Here is a 16,074-nt window from a genome sequence, read left to right as displayed (position 1 = left end):
AGCTGTGCACAAGTCGAGCAGATCCGCGATTGGGGACGGAGGTGGTTGCGGGCACAATGGTGTGATGACCGACCCGGATCCCTTCCGCGTCATCTTCGTCTGCACAGGCAACATCTGTCGCTCCCCGATGGCCGAGGTGGTACTTCGTGCGCTCTCCGTGCAGAACGGACTAGGCGCGCGCGTCGTCTCGCGCAGCGCCGGCACGGGCGACTGGCATGTCGGCGAGCGCGCCGACGTCCGCACCCTCGACGCGCTGAGCAGGCGTGGACTCGACGGCGCGACGCACCGCGCGAGGCAGTTCAGCGCAGCGTCCTTCTCGGAGAACGATCTGATCGTCGCCCTCGATCGCACCCACGAGCGCATCCTGCGGGCATGGGCGCGCAACGAAGACGACGAGGGCAAGGTCACCCTGCTGCGCGCCTTCGACCCGCACGCGTCGAGCATGGATGTGCCCGATCCGTACTACGCCGGCCCCGCGATGTTCGATTCGGTGCTCGGTATGATTGAGACCGCCACCCGCGGCCTCTTCGCCCAGCTCGAACCGGCTGTGCGGGCATCCCATCGCCGTCTCGCGTGACGCGGGACCCTGAGCAGGAGGACCTGCCCTGACTTCTCTGCCCTCGCTCCCGACCCAGCCGCTCAGCCCCCTCGACGGCCGCTACCAGGCCGCCGTCGCAGGGCTCGCCGACTACCTCTCGGAGGCGGGCCTGAACCGTGCCCGCGTCGAGGTCGAGGTGGAATGGCTGATCGCCCTCACCGATCGGTCACTGTTCGAGACGACGCCGCTGACGGATGCCGACAAGCAGCGCCTGCGTGCGCTGTACCGTGACTTCGGGCAGGCGGAGATCGACTGGCTGGCCGAGAAGGAGGCCGTCACCCAGCACGACGTGAAGGCCATCGAGTACCTGGTGCGCGACCGGCTCCAGGCCCTGGGCCTGGATGCCATCGCCGAGCTCACGCACTTCGCCTGCACCAGCGAGGACATCAACTCGGCCTCGTACGCCCTCACCGTGAAGCGTGCGGTGGAGGAGGTCTGGCTGCCCGCTCTCGATCTGGTGATCGCGAAGCTGCGCGAGCTGGCCGTCGAGCACGCCGACGCGGCCATGCTCTCGCGCACCCACGGACAGCCCGCGACGCCCTCGACCATGGGCAAAGAGCTCGCCGTCTTCGCGTGGCGCCTCGAGCGCGTGCGCGGTCAGATCGCGGCATCCGACTACCTCGCGAAGTTCTCGGGCGCGACCGGCACCTGGTCTGCGCACCTGTCGGCCGATCCGGATGCCGACTGGCCGACCATCGCCCGCGAGTACATCGAGGCCATGGGCCTCGGGTTCAACCTGCTCACCACGCAGATCGAGTCGCACGACTGGCAGGTCGAGCTGTACGACCGGGTGCGTCACGCCGGCGGCATCCTGCACAACCTCGCGACCGACATCTGGACGTACATCTCGCTCGGCTACTTCGCGCAGATCCCGGTGGCGGGAGCGACCGGCTCGTCGACGATGCCGCACAAGATCAACCCGATCCGGTTCGAGAACGCCGAGGCGAACCTCGAGATCGCCGGCGCACTGCTGAACTCGCTCTCGCAGACGCTGGTCACCTCGCGCCTGCAGCGCGACCTCACCGACTCGACCACGCAGCGCAACATCGGCGTCGCGTTCGGGCACTCGCTGCTCGCGCTCGACAACCTGCGCCGCGGTCTGAACGCCATCTCGCTGCGCCGCGACGTGCTGCTCGACGACCTCGACCACAACTGGGAGGTGCTCGCCGAGGCGATCCAGACCGTGATCCGCGCGGAGGTCGTCGCAGGACGCTCGAGCATCAGCGACCCGTACGCGCTGCTCAAGGAGCTCACCCGCGGGCACCGCGTGGGAGCTGCGGAGCTCGCCGAGTTCGTCGAGAAGCTCGAGATCGGGGATGCCGCGAAGCAGCGCCTGCTCGCCCTGACGCCCGCGACGTACACCGGCATCGCCGAGCGCCTGGCGCGCTGAGGATGGCTGGCCGGGCAACCATTGCTCGGCCGCCCGGAAAGAGACGTCGCCCCTCCGCCGGCGTGGCAACGGGTGAGCGTCTGTCAGACCGCGTCCGGGTCCGGCACGTCGTCTCGCGGCATGAGCACCGCGGCGAGCAGGGTCAGCGCGGCGAACACGGCGGCGCCGACGAACACCCACGTCGACGCCCAGACGACGGTGGCGGGGTCGCCTGCTCCCCTGCCGGCGTCGAGCAGCGAGTTCGAGATGGCGCCCAGCACGGCCACGCCGACCGCGCTCCCCGCCGATCGGGCGAAGCCGTTCATTCCCGTGACAGCACCGCGCTCTCCCCAGCCGACCGCCGCCTGTGCGCCGATCAAAGTCGGCGCGGCGGTCCACCCCAGGCCGAATCCCAGCACGAAGGCGACGGCGGCGAACAGCAGCGGGTTCGGCCACGGTGCGATCAGCACCAGACCGGCGGCTGCGATGGTCGTGATCGACATGCCGATCAGCACCGTGCGGCGGAAGCCGATGCGCAGGTACAGCCGGCCGACGAGGGATGCCGCGAGTGGCCAGCCCATGCTCAACGCCGCGACTGCCAACCCGGAGACGAGCGGGATGGCCCCGCCTGCGCCTTCGAGGTAGGCGGGACCGAAGCTCGTCACGCCGATCGTGAGCGCACCGACCCCGAAGGCGACGGCGGTGCAGGTGAGGATGAGGCGCCGAGTGATGAGGGCGAAGTCGATGATCGGCTCCGCCGCCCGCTTCTCGACGAACGCGAAGACGGCGAGCAGCAGCGCGCCTCCCACGAAGCAGACGGCACTCTGCCACGACAGCCAGGCCCACGCGCTGTCTCCCTCGAGCAGCCCGAGGATGATCCCTGTCAGTCCGAGGGTGAGCAGAACGGCGCCGAGGTAGTCGATGCGGTGCTGCTTCCGCTCCACCTGCTCGTGATACCTCGTCACCAGCATCCATGCCGCCAGCAGACACAGCGGGACGTTGACGAAGAAGATCCACCGCCACGCATCCAGCTGAGCGAAGATCCCGCCGAGTGACGGGCCGACGACCGACGAGATCGCCCAGACACTCGCCATGTAGCCCTGCACCTTGGCTCGCTCGGCGACCGTGTAGATGTCGCCCACGATCGTCATGGCCATCGGGCCGACGGCGCCCGCGCCGAGGCCCTGCACGACGCGGAACAGGATGAGCGTGAGCATGCTCCACGCGAACCCGCAGAGCACGGAGCCCACGAGGAACAGCCCGATGCCGATCAGGATGATCGGCTTGCGGCCGATCGTGTCGGCGAAGCGCGAGTAGATCGGCACGCTCACCGCCTGGGCGAGGAGGTAGACCGAGAACAGCCACGGGAACAGCTGATAGTCGCCGAGATCCCGAACGATCGTCGGGACGGCCGTGGCGAGGATCGTCGTGTCGATCGCGATGAGTCCGGTGGCGAGCATGAGCGCGCCGAGCACGGGGCCGCGCTCCGATCGCAGGCCGACAGAGGCGCGATCGACGGAGACGGTCATGACAGGGCCAAGGCGGCACCCGCCGGAAGTATTCCCGGTGAGGGTGGATCGACGGCGCGAAGTGACGGATGCTGGAGGGCACACACGTGAGAGGAGCGGCCGATGAGACGACGCGTCCCACCGGGGCTGGTGCTCGGCGCTCTCGTTCTTGCGGGGTGCTCGGCCCCCGGCATCCCGACGCCGCCCGCGGTCGACCCGACCGACACGGCGAACACCGAACCGGTCACCCTCGCGTCGGGGCTGGCCGCGCCTTGGTCGGTGGTGCGCCTCGACGGCGGCGGGGCGCTGATCTCGCAGCGCGACGGCGGCGAGGTGCTCGAGCTGACGGCATCCGGAGACCTGCGCGAGGCGGGCGTCGTGCCCGGCGTCGTCTCGGGTGGAGAGTCGGGCCTGCACGGCCTCGCGCTGCTCGTCGATGGCGAGACGCGCTGGCTGTACGCCTATCACGGTGCGGCGGACGACAACCGGGTCGTACGGATGCCGCTGACCGGCGAGCCCGGCTCGCTGACGCTCGACGTCGACGCGGCCGAGGTGGTGGTCGCCGGCATCCCGCGGGCATCGAATCACGACGGCGGACGGATCGCCTTCGGGCCGGACGGGATGCTGTACATCGCCACCGGCGACGCGGGGCAGCGCGATCGTGCTCGGGATCGGGACTTCCTCGGCGGGAAGATCCTGCGGGTGACGCCGGAGGGCGAGCAGGCGTCCGGCAACCCGTTCGGCACCGCGGTGTACAGCCTCGGCCACCGCAACGTGCAGGGGCTCGCGTGGGGTGACGACGGCACGCTGTGGGCGAGCGAGTTCGGGCAGGACACGTGGGACGAGCTGAACCGCATCGAGGCGGGCGGCGATTACGGCTGGCCCGACCACGAGGGGTTCGCGCGCGCCGATGACGCGATCGAACCGGTCGCCGTGTGGGCGCCCGACGAAGCGAGCCCCAGCGGCATCGCCGTGATCGATGACGTCGTATACGTCGCCGGTCTGCGCGGTGAGCGGCTCTGGCTGTACGACACGACGACACCGAGCATCGAACCCTGGCCGGTGTACACGGGCGAGTTCGGCCGGCTCCGCGACGTCGTCGCCGGTCCCGGCGACACCTTCTGGGTGCTGACGAACAACACCGACGGTCGGGGATCGCCGGGGCGGGACGACGATCGGCTGCTGCAGCTCACGCTGCCGGAGGGGTGAGGCGGGTCAGGATGCCGCGGCCGGCCCGTCGCCGGCATCCGGACGCTCACCGCTCTTCGGCTCGCCGGTCGAGCTGCGACCGGCGTCGGGCGACGACGGGTCGGCGTCGAAGAGCACGGGGCGATCGATGGTCTTGGTCACGTCGGCCGGGTCGATCGCGAGCATGAGCATGGCGAGCCCGAGCAGGGTGACGATGAACGAGGCGCCGCCGACGACGAGACCCAGGCCGACGGGGGTGAGACCCTCGTAGGTGCCCTTGGCGATGGAGAGGTTCACGCGCTCGGTGAAGGCCCCGGTCGAGACCAGGGTCACCACGGTCGCGAAGACGCCGGCGGCGAGGGCGATGCCCACGAGGTGCAGCGGGCGCAGGATCTCCTTGCGCGTCGGCTTGTTGTCGGTCATGCCTCTCCTCCGTGGTCGGCCAGGCGGTCGGCCCCGGCAGTCTTCTCACCGGTCGTGGTGCTCTTCGCGGCGGGGGCGAGTCCGGCGATCCCGAGGAACACCGCGACGATCGCGGCGTACCCGCCGAACAGTCCCACGCCGATGATGATGCCGGTGAGCGACATCGCGTGTCCTTCGACGGCGTAGTTCTGCACGAATCCGGCGGGGACGAGCAGCAGCAGCGCCGCGAGCAGAAGTCCCAGCGCGCCGACGGTCATGGCGTCGCGAGAGCCGTCCTGGCCCCGTGTCCGGATGGCCGAGATCAGCTCGACGAGACCCGTCAGCGCCGCCCACGTGATCACGAGCACGAAGAACAGCGCGTCGGTGCGCCAGGTCGGGATGCTCGCGGCCATGCCGAGAACGAGGGTGATCGTGCCCATCAGCACCGACGGCCAGCGCTGGCCCGCACGGTGCACGACGATCGCGGCGACGATCAGCACGAGAGAGGTGACGATCGCGAACCCGCCGAACACCGACAGGCCGACGGCGGCGGAGTGATCGGGAGAGAACGTGATCATGAGGGCGGCGACGGCCGCCATCACGGCACGCGCGAGCTGCACGGTGCGCACGGTGAACGGGCGCCCCGTAGCGGGACGCGCGGTGCGCGAGCGGGAAGCGGCGGGCATGACAGTCCTCAGATCGGTGACCCGACCAGTCTACGTCGCGCAGCCTTTGCGCCGCCTCGACGGCAAGCGCCGCACCGCGTTCCCGCGCAGACGAGCGGATCCGCCGTCCCCGCACGCGCGTCACCGCGCGCTGCCGTGCCCGCCGGCCTCTAGCCGTTCCAGTCGCTCTGGAAGTCCTCGTTCCGCGCCAGCACATCGGCGGTGATCCAGGCTGGGACGCTGCCGAGCTCGTCCGCGTTCACGGACTCCTCGACACTCTCGCCCGCGAGGTGGCGGAGAAGCTGGGTCAGTGCTGTTGCCCCCCGCTGAACCGGAAACGCAGCATAGGTGCTCTTCCAGGTTCCCGCGCGGATCCCGTCGATCGCCTCGGTCGTACCTCCGGTCCCGGTCACGTATCGCTCCGACGGGTCGACGCCTGCCGCTTCGAGTGCCACGACGATACCGGACGTCTGCTGGTCGGTGTTCGAGAGGAAGACGTCGATATCGGGGTTCGCCTGCAGCACGTTCGTCACCGCCGTCAGCGCCTTGTCTCGGTCGTACTCCCCCTCTACGGTTCCGACGACATCGATGTTGTCATGCTTGCCGAGAACTCGCTCGTATGCCGCGAGGATGGCGACGTCGAGCGGAGCCGTCGTGAAGCCGACCACCTGCACGACCTTGCAGGGGTCGCGATCCGCACAGTACTCGACGACGTCCTCGGCCTGGGTCTGGCCGATCAGATCGGGCGAGATGCCGACTGTGGAGATCACGCCCTCGACCTGCGGCTCCATGGAGACGATGTCGGGGCCGATGGGGTTCGTCACCGTCACGACCGGCAGGTTCTCCACGAGAGGAAACGCGGACGCGAGGCTCACGCCGTCGTTGGGCAACACGACCACGCCGTCGAACTGACTCGCCTGGAGGTTCTCCAGCTGGGACAGCTGAACGTTCGAATCGAACTGCCCGTCCAGGACCTTCAGTTCGACTCCGGCGTCCTTCGCAACCTCCTCGACACCTGCGAGAACCGCCTGGTTGTACGCATTCTGAGTCGACGCGAGAAGCACCGCGACACTCGTGCCGGTGCCCTTTCGACTCCCCGCCCCGGTGTCGGCGCATCCGGTGAGCACCAGCGCACCCGCTGACGCAGCGGCCAGGAACATCATCGTCTTCTTCACAGCTCTCTCCATTCGCTTCTCACCATCAGCCGTTCTGGTCGCACCGGAGGAATCCACTGCTGGAGGTCCTCGCTCGGCGGCGCCTCGAAACCGCTGGCTTTGCTCACCCGCCACCCGTTCCGGTCCCTCGCGTCCACGAGGAACTCGACGTAGCGCAGGGCGGCGACGGCGGAATCGATGACCGGCACCTGCAACTCCTCCTGCAGCTCTCGGTACAGGCCGAACTGTGCGGTGCATCCGAGCACGATCGCGTCGGCGCGATCCTCTTCCACCGCTGCCCTGGCTTCCTCGAACATGCGGCGCGCGGTGGTCTCCAGATCGCCCTGGTAGCCGTTCACGCCGATGCCGAGGACCCGGAATGAGGCAAGCTTGTTCTCGTGGCCGTAGCGCACCACGTTCTCGTGCATCTCGGGGACGTTCTTCCGGCTGCCCACCAGCACGGAGTAGCTCTCTCCCAGTGTCGAGGCGAGTCGCAGCGAAGACTCCGCGGGCGCAGCGACCACCAGGTTTGTTGTGATCTCGCGAGCAGCGCGCAGGTAGGGGTCGTAGAAGCACCCGATGATCGCCGCGTCGTAGGACTCCTCCTCGGCCCATCGGATCACGCCCAGTGTCTCCTTCGCAACGACCGCTGCCGAGGAGTTGTAGTCCAGGTTCCTCGGACCCTCGCTCAACGAGGCGACGTCGATGCGCGCGTCTGACTCAATGGCGAGCGCATCGGCGATGGGCAAATCGAACTCGTCGCTTCCCAGCGGATTGATCCACAAGATCTTCGTCACAGCTGTTCTCCGTTCTTCTCACTCGCCCGCCTGAGCGCTCGGGGAGCGTCGGGGCGATGCGGCGTCGGTGAGGTGATCCAGCCATTCCTGGTGCACCTCTTCGTGTCCCAGTCCCGCACTCGAGCGGGCTGATACGCGAAATCTATCCGTCTGCAACATCACAAAAGCGGCGCTTTGCACATTTCCCCTCCAGGACTGCGTGCATCATGGTGGAAGCAATGCATGCCTTCACCGCAGAGGCAGCGCTCGGACGAACCAAAGGAGGTGAGAACCGATGCTCTTCGGTGTCTCCGTGTCGCCCACGACGATCGTCGGCGTGCGGGTGCAGCACGGACAAGTGCACGAGGAGCGCGAGCCCGTGCGGGAGTTCGACTACTCACGCGCGCTGACCCGCCTGTTCCCGAGGCTCCTGCGAGGAGGCGATCCACAGGCCGGCTCACCCGACACCGTGGTGTTCGACGTGAGCGCGGCCCTGAGCACGAACCCTCCGCCGTCCATCACCGTCGTCCGCATCGCGCCGCGGCCTCCGATCGACGCGGAGCATGAGCTGGCCACCGATCTGCGATCATTCGAGGGCGCGGATGTCGTGCATGTACGGGGCGGGCACAATGCGTTGGGAGAAGAGCTCGCGAGACTCGATCTCGAATCCCTCGCAGCACTGGCCGCGTCCCGGGATGGACCCACACGCTATGTGATCACGAGCGTCGGGTCACTGGCACATCCACAGCATGAGGTCCGGGCTGAGCAGCTGCTCTCCAGCTATCCCCTCACCGTCAAGGTCGAGAGCTCTCGCTCGTTTCACAGCAGTTCCTTCGCGACTCGGGAGCGCACAGCGCTGGTGAACCAGGCGCTGCTGCCGCAGGCGGAGGCCCTGGGCACGACACTCGCTCTCGTGGCCGGCGAGGCCGTTCCACGTGCGAGGCTCTACGTGGCCACGAACGACGGCGGCCGGGCGCCTCTCTCCCGGCTCGCAGTCACTCCCGTGCACTCGCTCTTGTCGGGGCGAGCAGCCGAGCTCGTCGGGGCGGCGGCAGTCGTGGGTGTCGCCGACGGCCAGCTGATCTACAGCCGTGACGGCGCCTTACTCTCGGGCGAGATGCTCAACGGGGTACCGGCGGTGACGCCGTTCGCCGCCAGTACGCGCGTCGGTCGGCTCGCCACACAGTCCGCGAACACCCACCCTGTGGACCCTGCGACCATAGCCGGCCTTCTCAGGTCGCCCTTCAACGCTCGACGCCCTCTCGCGATGGTCGTGCAAGCGGACGCCGAGCTTTCGGGACCCCTTCCCGGACCGCTGTCGCGGGTAGCGTACGACCTGCGCGCACTCGGCGCCGCCTGCACCTTCCACACGGAGTGGATCAATCGGTTCATCCGTATCGCCAACCCCGAGGAGATGACGAGAGAGCTGGCTCTCGGCGAGGCCCGAGTGACGGCTCGTCTGATCGATGCAGGAGCTCCGCCGTCTCAGACCAGGATCGTGGAGTCTCGGGTCGAGACCACCGCGTACGAGACCGCGAACGTCGCCGCCGTGCGGGTGAGAGGGATCGCCCGCGACTCTCCGCGGCCGCACGTCGTCGGCGACCACGCCGTCGCCCAGGGAGGGGGATCACGATGCGACTGAGTGCCGAAGACCTGCAGCACATCCGCAAGGGAGCCCTCTTCCTCGCATGCGCCGTAGACCCACTCTGGTGCACGGAGCAGACCGAACGCGCTCTCGGGTACATGCGCACTCACGACGCGGCGGCTGAGCTCCGTGACGTCCGAGATCTCGAAGACGACGCGCTGGTGGTCACCCTCGGCTTCGTGAACAACGGCCTGCCGCTCTCCGATCTGCGCCCGGCAGGCGACGAGTTCGTGCGCAGCCTGCGGCTGCTCGAGCGAGAACTGGGGCAACGTGCAGATGGCATCATCCCGCTCGCGGGGGCGAACGTGAACGCCCTCGTGCCGGTCCTCACCGCGATGCAGGTGGACGTGCCCGTGATCGACGCCGACCCGCAAGGCCGCGTCTTCCCGCTGCTGCACCAGTCGGTGTTCACCCTCGCGGGCCTGCCTGCCGGACCGGTGGCGGCGACGGGGCCCGTGGGCGAGTCCGCAGTTCTGGACGTGACAGACCCGCTACGAGTCGAACGGCTGGTGCGCTCGCTCGCCTCGGAGTTCGGCGGATGGAGCGCGACGGCTCTCTATCCCATGCGCGCCTCGGAGTTGCGTCAGCACGGCCTGCTGGGCAGCATCTCTCGTCTGCTCCGCATCGGGAGAATACTCGACTCAGACGACGAGACGAGCAGCAAATACGACCAGCTCCGACGGTACGAGGGGGTCTCTCGCATCATCCACGCCCGTGTCAGCGACGTCGCGGGATTGTCCCGCCCGTCCTCTCCCAGCCAGCCGGACCGCCCTTCGAGCGTCGTGCTCATCGAGGAGGAGCAGGGGAAGATCGTGCAGCTCGAGATCCAGAACGAGCTCCTCATGGTGCTCGTGGACGGCGTGGTGGAAGGGGCGATGCCCGACATCATCACCCTGCTCGACCCCCTCACCGCGAGTGTCGCCAGCCTCGAAGATCTGTGGGTGGGGAACACGCTCGACATCGTGATCCTCCCCGGTGCAGCCCGCTGGTACACGCCGGAAGGCCTGCAGCTGGTCGGCCCCGAGGCACATGACATCTCCGTCTCGCGGCGCGAGGGGAGGCGAGCATGACGCCACCTGCTGTCTCGCCGAGCCTCGCCGAGCTGGTCGCGCAGCGCGAATCGTCCGACCTCACCTTCCTGCATGTCGTCCCGTCTCTCGACCAGGTGCGCGACCTCGTCGTGGTGAGTGACATCGATGGCATCGCCTCAGTGGGGCCGGACACCGTCATCCTCCTCACGCCCGAGGTCGCGCATGGCGGCTGGACGATCTCGACCGCGCTGCGCTACGCATGGGAACGACGGGCGTGCGCGTTGGTCGTACCGGCACAAGCATCCACGAGTGGGGCCGTCGAGCTCGCCAGACGACTCGGCATCAGCCTGCTGAGCACCAGCAGCGAGATCGTTCCGCTCGCGCTGGAGCTCGCCGAGCAGATCGGCTTGTCACGCGCAGGCGCCATCACGAGGATCCAGGCATTCGTCGACCGCGTCTCGCGCCAGCCCCGCCTCGACGACGTGCTCCGCCTGACTTCGGACGAGCTGGCCGGCGCGGCCGTGCGAGTCGAGACAGAGAGCGGACTCCATGCCGCTTCCCCTGCGGCTGAGGCTCCCGTCGCCGGCCACGGCGCGGCGCCCGGCACCGGATCCCATCGCGTACGCGTGGCCGTGGACCCGTCCGGCTCCACCGGCGATCTGCTGACGGCCACGGTGCACCACTCGCAGGTCGATGCGGCCGCTCAGCTCTTGCGCGCCATCGCGCCCACCGTCAAGGCGCTGCTGGCCGAGTCGCGCCTCGCCGCGATCCGCGCATCCCTCCCCCTCCTGTCGGCGACGGCGCTCACGGGGGCGGCGCCCATGGCGACGATCGACGGCCCCGAGGTAGTCGCCGTAGAGAACCAGGCGTGGCCGATCCAGGGCGAATACCGCGGAGTCTGCGTGCTCTCAGATGATGCGTCCCGTCTCTCCAGCGCCGTGCACGAGGCTTGGCTCTCGGAGTTCGGCGAGATCCCGCTCACACGCTTCACCGAGGGCTGGTTCGCATTCGTACCGGCGTCCGCTGACGCCCTCGACGGCGCGGAGACCATGCACGCGCTCTCCGGCTTCGCGCCACTGCACCGCCTCGGAGTCCGGGTAGGAGCCTCCCGAAGGCACGAAGGTGGCCTGGAAGCTCCGGCCAGCGTGCACGAGGCGTGGCTGACGGCCCGGGTTGCCAGCGCGACGCGCCCGTTTCTTGAGTTCGACGCCATCGACGACGAGCTCGTACCCCGCTTGTTGCCACCCTCGCTCGCCGAGCAGTTGCTGGGTCTCGCGTACCCCCGCTTCGTCGCCGAGCCGGATGCCGCACAGCTGACCGCGAGCGTCACCGCGTATCTCGCGCATCAGGGTTCGGTGTCCGGGGCGGCGGCCGCGCTGGGACTTCATCGGAACACGCTGCAACAGCGGTTGCGGCGGGCGCAGGGGCTCGGACTGCCGCTGAGCGATCCGCGGCGAGTTCTCTCCATCCACCTGCTCTTGGCGGCGAGCACTCGCTGATCCCGAGAAGCGTCAGCTCGCCGCGATCATCCTGCTGGACGAACTGCAGCCACGGGTGTCCAGCCTGGCGGCTCTTCAAGCCGAGTAGCGCCGGCCGCACTTCGTGGCCGGGCTCCGGGCATCCGAGGTCAGTTTCGTACGGCTTCGCGGCGGAAAACCGTACACAATCGACCCCGCAGCGCGGCGCGGGGCGTCCTAGAGCGGCCATCGCGCAGGCGAACGGGCCGCGGCCGTCGGACGCATCATGGATGAGCGTCTTCCGGCCGCGGCCCGTGGAGGCCGGCCCGGGTCGCTACCCGGCCGCGACCGTGCGACGGTGGCTGATGCGGTGACCGACCCAGAAGCCGATGGCGATGAGCCCGACGAGTCCCAGCCCGAGCATCCAGGGTAGCGTCGACGGGGCGGCGGCGGCGGTGGCCGAGGCCAGCTGCACGGAGCCCGCAGCAAGCTTGCCGTTTCCGTCGCGGAGGTCTCCGGCTCCACCGGACAGCTCGCCACCACCCGCGGCCAGCTTCGCGGTACCCTCATCGACCGCGGCGGCGCCGTCGGAGAGCTTGCTGACGCCGGCGCTGAGGTCGGATGCCCCGGTGCTGAGCGTCGACGTTCCCGCGGCGAGGTCTCCCGCACCGGCGTCGAGCTTGGCGGCTCCGGCGCTGAGGTTCTGCGCGCCGACGTTCAGCTGGCCGGCCCCGGATGACAGGGTGCCGAGTCCGGTGGTCAGATCGTTCGCCCCGGTCGAGAGCTTGCCCGTGCCGTCACGCAGATCGCCTGCGCCCGCGGAGAGTGTTCCGGCGCCGGCCGACAGCCGGGAGGCACCGGACGCGACGGCGGACGTGCCGGCGACGAGCCGGTCTCCACCGGCCTTCAGCTCAGACGCGCCCTTCGCGACAGTGCCGGTGCCCGGCCACAGGATCGTGGTTCCATCGCGGGTGACCTCTCCGCCGTTCACCAGGAGGTTCGCCCCGCCGAGGACCCTGGTGGCCCCAGCGGATGCGTCGGTCAGACCCTTCGCGAGCTTGGGAGCCGCAACGGTCGGACCCGACATCGCGGTCACCTGCTGGTTGACACCGACCGCGAGGCCGGCGAGCGCCTTCAGGTTGGCGTCGTCGGGACTGGCGTCCGAGAGCGCCTTGAGCTTCTCGGCGAGCGTCTTGGAGTTGTCGGACGCCGAGGTCGCGAGGCCGGTGAGCGCCGTCAGCGTCGCGGGGTCCGCGAGCGCGGTCACCTCCCCTGTCACTCCTTTAGAGAGCTCGGTGCTCAGCGTCTTCGCCCCGCCGAGCACCTCGCCCGCGATCGTGTGAGCGCCCGCGGTTCCGGCAACGAGTTCGCTCGCGCCCGCGGTCAGCGTTCTGGCACCGTTCATCACGTCGGCCGCGCCCGTCGCGAGCTCCGCGGACTTCGATGTCAGTTCCTGTGCACCGCCCGCCAGCTTCTGGGCACCGGCGTAGGCGCTGCTCGCGCCGCCGGAGAGCTTGAGAGCACCGCCGTAAGCCGACGAGGCGCCGGCGTCGAGCTTGGCGGCTCCGACCGCGGCGCTCGAGGCACCGGCGCTCAGCGAGGTGGCTCCGTCGGCAAGGGTCTGCGCGCCGGTCGCGGCGCTCGCGGCTCCTTCGCTGAGCTTTGTCGCGCCGGCATCCGCGTCCGTCGCCCCCTGCGCGAGGGCTGACGTGCCGTCCGCAAGCTCACCGGCGCCGTCGGCGAGCGTGCTCGCCCCGGTCGCCAGCTGCGTCGAGCCGTCGTGCGCGGCCGACGATCCGTCGGCAAGCTCGGCGGCACCGGCGGCGATACGGCCGGTCGTCGCGAAATACAGGAACACCATCGCGGCCAGCATGATGCTGAGCACGATCACGAAGACGCGCATGCCGATTCCGTGCGCGTGAGGGGTACCACTCGTCATTGAGCACTCCAGGGTCGGGGGGCCTCGTCGCCCTCGGTGAGCGTATGGGCGGATGCTCAGCCGCGACGGTACCTTGAACCCCGACACCAAGTTCCCCACTTGGTGACACTCAGTTTCTGTTCACAATCCACAAAGACACGCCCGGCCACGCGAGTGAAACCCCCCAGCGGTACCCGACGGGCCAGGAGGTCAGGAGGCGACGCGGATGGAATCGCCGACGGGGCGTGCGGGTGCGCTGCGTCCCGTCGTACGCGGTGCGCTCGCCTTCGCCGGCTCCGCTGCGGGTTCGACCGATGGCGCCGCGACTGCCGTCTCGGTGCGCGAGCGGCGGATGCCGCGCAGCAGAGTCCGCCCGAGGCCTCCGACCACGAAGGCTGCCGCGAGCGCGCCCAACGACACGAAGACCGGCGTCCACACCGTGGCGAACGATGCGCACAGGCTCAGCATCGCGCCCAGGATCCAGACGCCCACACCGCCCCCGGCCAGCCCCGCCGCGCCGCGCACGAGCGCGAAGGCGGTCACGAGCGCGCAGACGACGGCGAGAACCGCACCCGCACTGCCGATCGGCACGAGCACTTCTGCCAACGTGTTGGCCATGGCAAGACTGGACATTTCCCCGACCCCCCGGTCACCCGCACGCCGCATCGCAGCGTGCTCGTGCCAGCCACGTTACGCGCGAAGATCGCGTTCGTGCATCGGCCAGGGGAACGATTCGGCATCATCCTGGCGGATGACTCGCGCACATCTCCCGCAGCCGATCGCTCAGCGCGTCCGCCGCCCCCTCCGGGGAAGACGCAGGGCGCTCAACCGGCCCACGACGACGGGCGCGGGGGCGGTGAACACGGCGTCCACCATCCGCGATCCCTCCGTCGGACCGATCACCGGGATGGGCGTCGTGAGGGTCGTCTCGATCGGCTCGACCGGCATGCGGCTGAAGGACCGATGCGCGGAGAGGTAGGCCGGCACGAGAATCACGACCGCCCCGATCCACGCGAGTGGATTGCTGAGCGCGACGCCCGCGAAGTCCCAGACCGCGCCCAGCGCGACGGCAGCGATCACGCGCGCGACCAGCTCGACGACGCCGGTGATGGTGGGGATGGCGACCCGGCCGACGCCCTGCAGCACGCCGCGCAGCACGAACAGCACGCCGAGGGCCGCGTAGCTCACGCCGTTGATGATGAGCATCTGGTGGGCGAGATCGACGACCCGTTCGGATCCGTCGCCGACGAACAGCCGCACCACCGAGGCGCCGAACGCGATCATGATCACGCCGAGCAGCACCGACGTGGCGATCGCCATCCACAGCGCCTGGATCGTGCCCCGGCGGATGCGGTCGGGGCGGCGAGCGCCCAGGTTCTGCGCGGCGTACATCGACGACGCGAGTCCCAGCGAGGCGAGAAGGGCGACGGCGAGTCCGTCGATGCGGGATGCCGCGGTGTACGCGGCGACCGCATCGGCGCCGAGCGTGTTCAGCGCCACCTGCACGGCGAGGGCGCCGATCGCGATGATGGAGGCCTGGAATCCCATCGGCAGACCGAGCCGCAGGTGCTCGAGCGCGTCGGCGCGGCGCACCTTCCAGTCATCGCGGTGCACGTGCAGCACGGGCAGCTTGCGCAACAGGTATCCGAGGCAGAGCAGCACCGAGACGGCCTGCGCGATCACCGTGGCCAGCGCTGCCCCGGCGACGCCCCAGCCCAGCGGTCCGACCATGAGAATCACGAGGGCGACGTTCAACCCGCACGAGATGGTGAGGAACACCAGCGGCGTCGTCGAGTCGCCGATCGCGCGGATGATGGCCGCCAGGTAGTTGAAGAACATGATCGTGCTGCCGCCGATGAACGTCACCTGCGTGAAGGTCGTCGCCTCGGCGAGCAGCTCGGGTGGGGTCTGCAGCAGCTCGAGGAACGGGCGCGCGATGAGCGGCCCGAGCACGGTCAGGATCAGGCTGGTGACGGCGGTGAGCAGAGTGCCCGTCGCGACCGAGCGGCTCACGCCTCGGGCGTCCCCCGCACCGAACGCCTGCGCGGTGGGGATCGCGAAGCCGCTGGCGAGACCCCACGCGAACCCGATGATGAGGAAGATCAGGCTGCCGGTCGCGCCGACCGCCGCCAGCGAGTCGACGCCGAGCTGGCGTCCGACGACGATCGTGTCGACGAACTGGTAGAGCTGCTGCACGACGTTGCCGATGAGCAGGGGCACGGAGAAGAGCAGGATGACGCGCCAAGGGCGGCCGGTGATGAGGGTGGTGGCCATGATGATCCGGGGGACGAGGGATGCCGGCAAAAAGACGGCGGCACCGTGGATCGTCACGGCGCCGCGTCCAACAGTCTATCGAATCGTTT

Annotated in this window: 14 protein-coding genes; 6 read left to right on the top strand and 8 right to left on the bottom strand. The window is 69.3% G+C overall.

Going from position 1 to position 16,074, the window contains the following annotated elements:
- Positions 1 to 64: 64 nt before the first annotated feature.
- Positions 65 to 577 carry a low molecular weight protein-tyrosine-phosphatase gene (locus tag ACWGSM_RS05045; RefSeq protein ID WP_452321860.1) on the top strand — a complete coding sequence of 171 codons (513 nt, stop codon included), beginning with the start codon at positions 65 to 67 and terminating at the stop codon, positions 575 to 577.
- A gap of 37 nt (positions 578 to 614) precedes the next feature.
- Entirely contained in the window at positions 615 to 1,988 is a 1,374-nt protein-coding gene (gene purB / locus ACWGSM_RS05040) for an adenylosuccinate lyase (protein WP_452321886.1), read from the top strand.
- A gap of 83 nt (positions 1,989 to 2,071) precedes the next feature.
- Here purB and ACWGSM_RS05035 read toward each other — a convergent pair whose 3' ends face one another.
- On the bottom strand, positions 2,072 to 3,496 hold the full coding sequence (locus ACWGSM_RS05035; RefSeq protein ID WP_452321859.1) for an MFS transporter: 1,425 nt from the start codon (positions 3,494 to 3,496) through the stop codon (positions 2,072 to 2,074).
- A 102-nt stretch (positions 3,497 to 3,598) separates the two neighbouring features.
- Between ACWGSM_RS05035 and ACWGSM_RS05030 the strand changes: the two genes are divergently transcribed.
- Positions 3,599 to 4,684, top strand: a complete 1,086-nt coding sequence (locus tag ACWGSM_RS05030) for a PQQ-dependent sugar dehydrogenase (RefSeq protein ID WP_452321858.1) — start codon at positions 3,599 to 3,601, stop codon at positions 4,682 to 4,684.
- Between the two features lie 6 nt (positions 4,685 to 4,690).
- On the opposite strand, the gene ACWGSM_RS05025 is transcribed toward ACWGSM_RS05030, so the two are convergent.
- From ACWGSM_RS05025 to ACWGSM_RS05010, 4 genes are all read right to left on the bottom strand, one after another.
- On the bottom strand, positions 4,691 to 5,086 hold the full coding sequence (locus ACWGSM_RS05025) for a hypothetical protein (RefSeq protein WP_452321857.1): 396 nt from the start codon (positions 5,084 to 5,086) through the stop codon (positions 4,691 to 4,693).
- Positions 5,083 to 5,751 (bottom strand): acyl-CoA synthetase, encoded by a 669-nt coding sequence (locus ACWGSM_RS05020; RefSeq protein ID WP_452321856.1) that lies wholly within the window; start codon positions 5,749 to 5,751, stop codon positions 5,083 to 5,085. Before ACWGSM_RS05020 ends, ACWGSM_RS05025 begins: the two co-directional genes overlap by 4 nt.
- A gap of 149 nt (positions 5,752 to 5,900) precedes the next feature.
- Positions 5,901 to 6,905 carry a sugar ABC transporter substrate-binding protein gene (locus tag ACWGSM_RS05015; RefSeq protein ID WP_452321855.1) on the bottom strand — a complete coding sequence of 335 codons (1,005 nt, stop codon included), beginning with the start codon at positions 6,903 to 6,905 and terminating at the stop codon, positions 5,901 to 5,903.
- A complete protein-coding gene (locus ACWGSM_RS05010; protein WP_452321854.1) occupies positions 6,902 to 7,681 on the bottom strand; it encodes an aspartate/glutamate racemase family protein in 780 nt (259 codons plus the stop codon). Before ACWGSM_RS05010 ends, ACWGSM_RS05015 begins: the two co-directional genes overlap by 4 nt.
- Before the next feature lie 292 nt (positions 7,682 to 7,973).
- Between ACWGSM_RS05010 and ACWGSM_RS05005 the strand changes: the two genes are divergently transcribed.
- From ACWGSM_RS05005 to ACWGSM_RS04995, 3 genes are read left to right on the top strand one after another with little or no spacing between them, the layout of a single operon-like run.
- A complete protein-coding gene (locus ACWGSM_RS05005; protein WP_452321853.1) occupies positions 7,974 to 9,302 on the top strand; it encodes a hypothetical protein in 1,329 nt (442 codons plus the stop codon).
- The gene (locus ACWGSM_RS05000) at positions 9,293 to 10,375 is read left to right on the top strand and encodes a DUF917 domain-containing protein (RefSeq protein WP_452321852.1); all 1,083 of its coding nucleotides are present in this window, start codon (positions 9,293 to 9,295) and stop codon (positions 10,373 to 10,375) included. The genes ACWGSM_RS05005 and ACWGSM_RS05000 overlap by 10 nt, the downstream gene beginning before the upstream one ends.
- On the top strand, positions 10,372 to 11,835 hold the full coding sequence (locus tag ACWGSM_RS04995) for a helix-turn-helix domain-containing protein (RefSeq protein ID WP_452321851.1): 1,464 nt from the start codon (positions 10,372 to 10,374) through the stop codon (positions 11,833 to 11,835). Before ACWGSM_RS05000 ends, ACWGSM_RS04995 begins: the two co-directional genes overlap by 4 nt.
- Positions 11,836 to 12,127: 292 nt before the next feature.
- On the opposite strand, the gene ACWGSM_RS04990 is transcribed toward ACWGSM_RS04995, so the two are convergent.
- The 3 genes from ACWGSM_RS04990 to ACWGSM_RS04980 all read right to left on the bottom strand — a co-directional run bounded on the left by ACWGSM_RS04990 (position 12,128) and on the right by ACWGSM_RS04980 (position 15,985).
- Complete coding sequence (locus ACWGSM_RS04990; protein WP_452321850.1) at positions 12,128 to 13,696, bottom strand: hypothetical protein; 1,569 nt, start codon at positions 13,694 to 13,696, stop codon at positions 12,128 to 12,130.
- Positions 13,697 to 13,921: 225 nt separating this feature from the next.
- On the bottom strand, positions 13,922 to 14,329 hold the full coding sequence (locus ACWGSM_RS04985; protein ID WP_452321849.1) for a hypothetical protein: 408 nt from the start codon (positions 14,327 to 14,329) through the stop codon (positions 13,922 to 13,924).
- Positions 14,330 to 14,494: 165 nt separating this feature from the next.
- On the bottom strand, positions 14,495 to 15,985 hold the full coding sequence (locus ACWGSM_RS04980; RefSeq protein WP_452321885.1) for an MATE family efflux transporter: 1,491 nt from the start codon (positions 15,983 to 15,985) through the stop codon (positions 14,495 to 14,497).
- Positions 15,986 to 16,074: the final 89 nt, after the last annotated feature.

It is taken from the genome of Microbacterium sp. NPDC055521, assembly GCF_053619695.1.
This window is presented reverse-complemented; position numbering and strand designations above follow the sequence as displayed.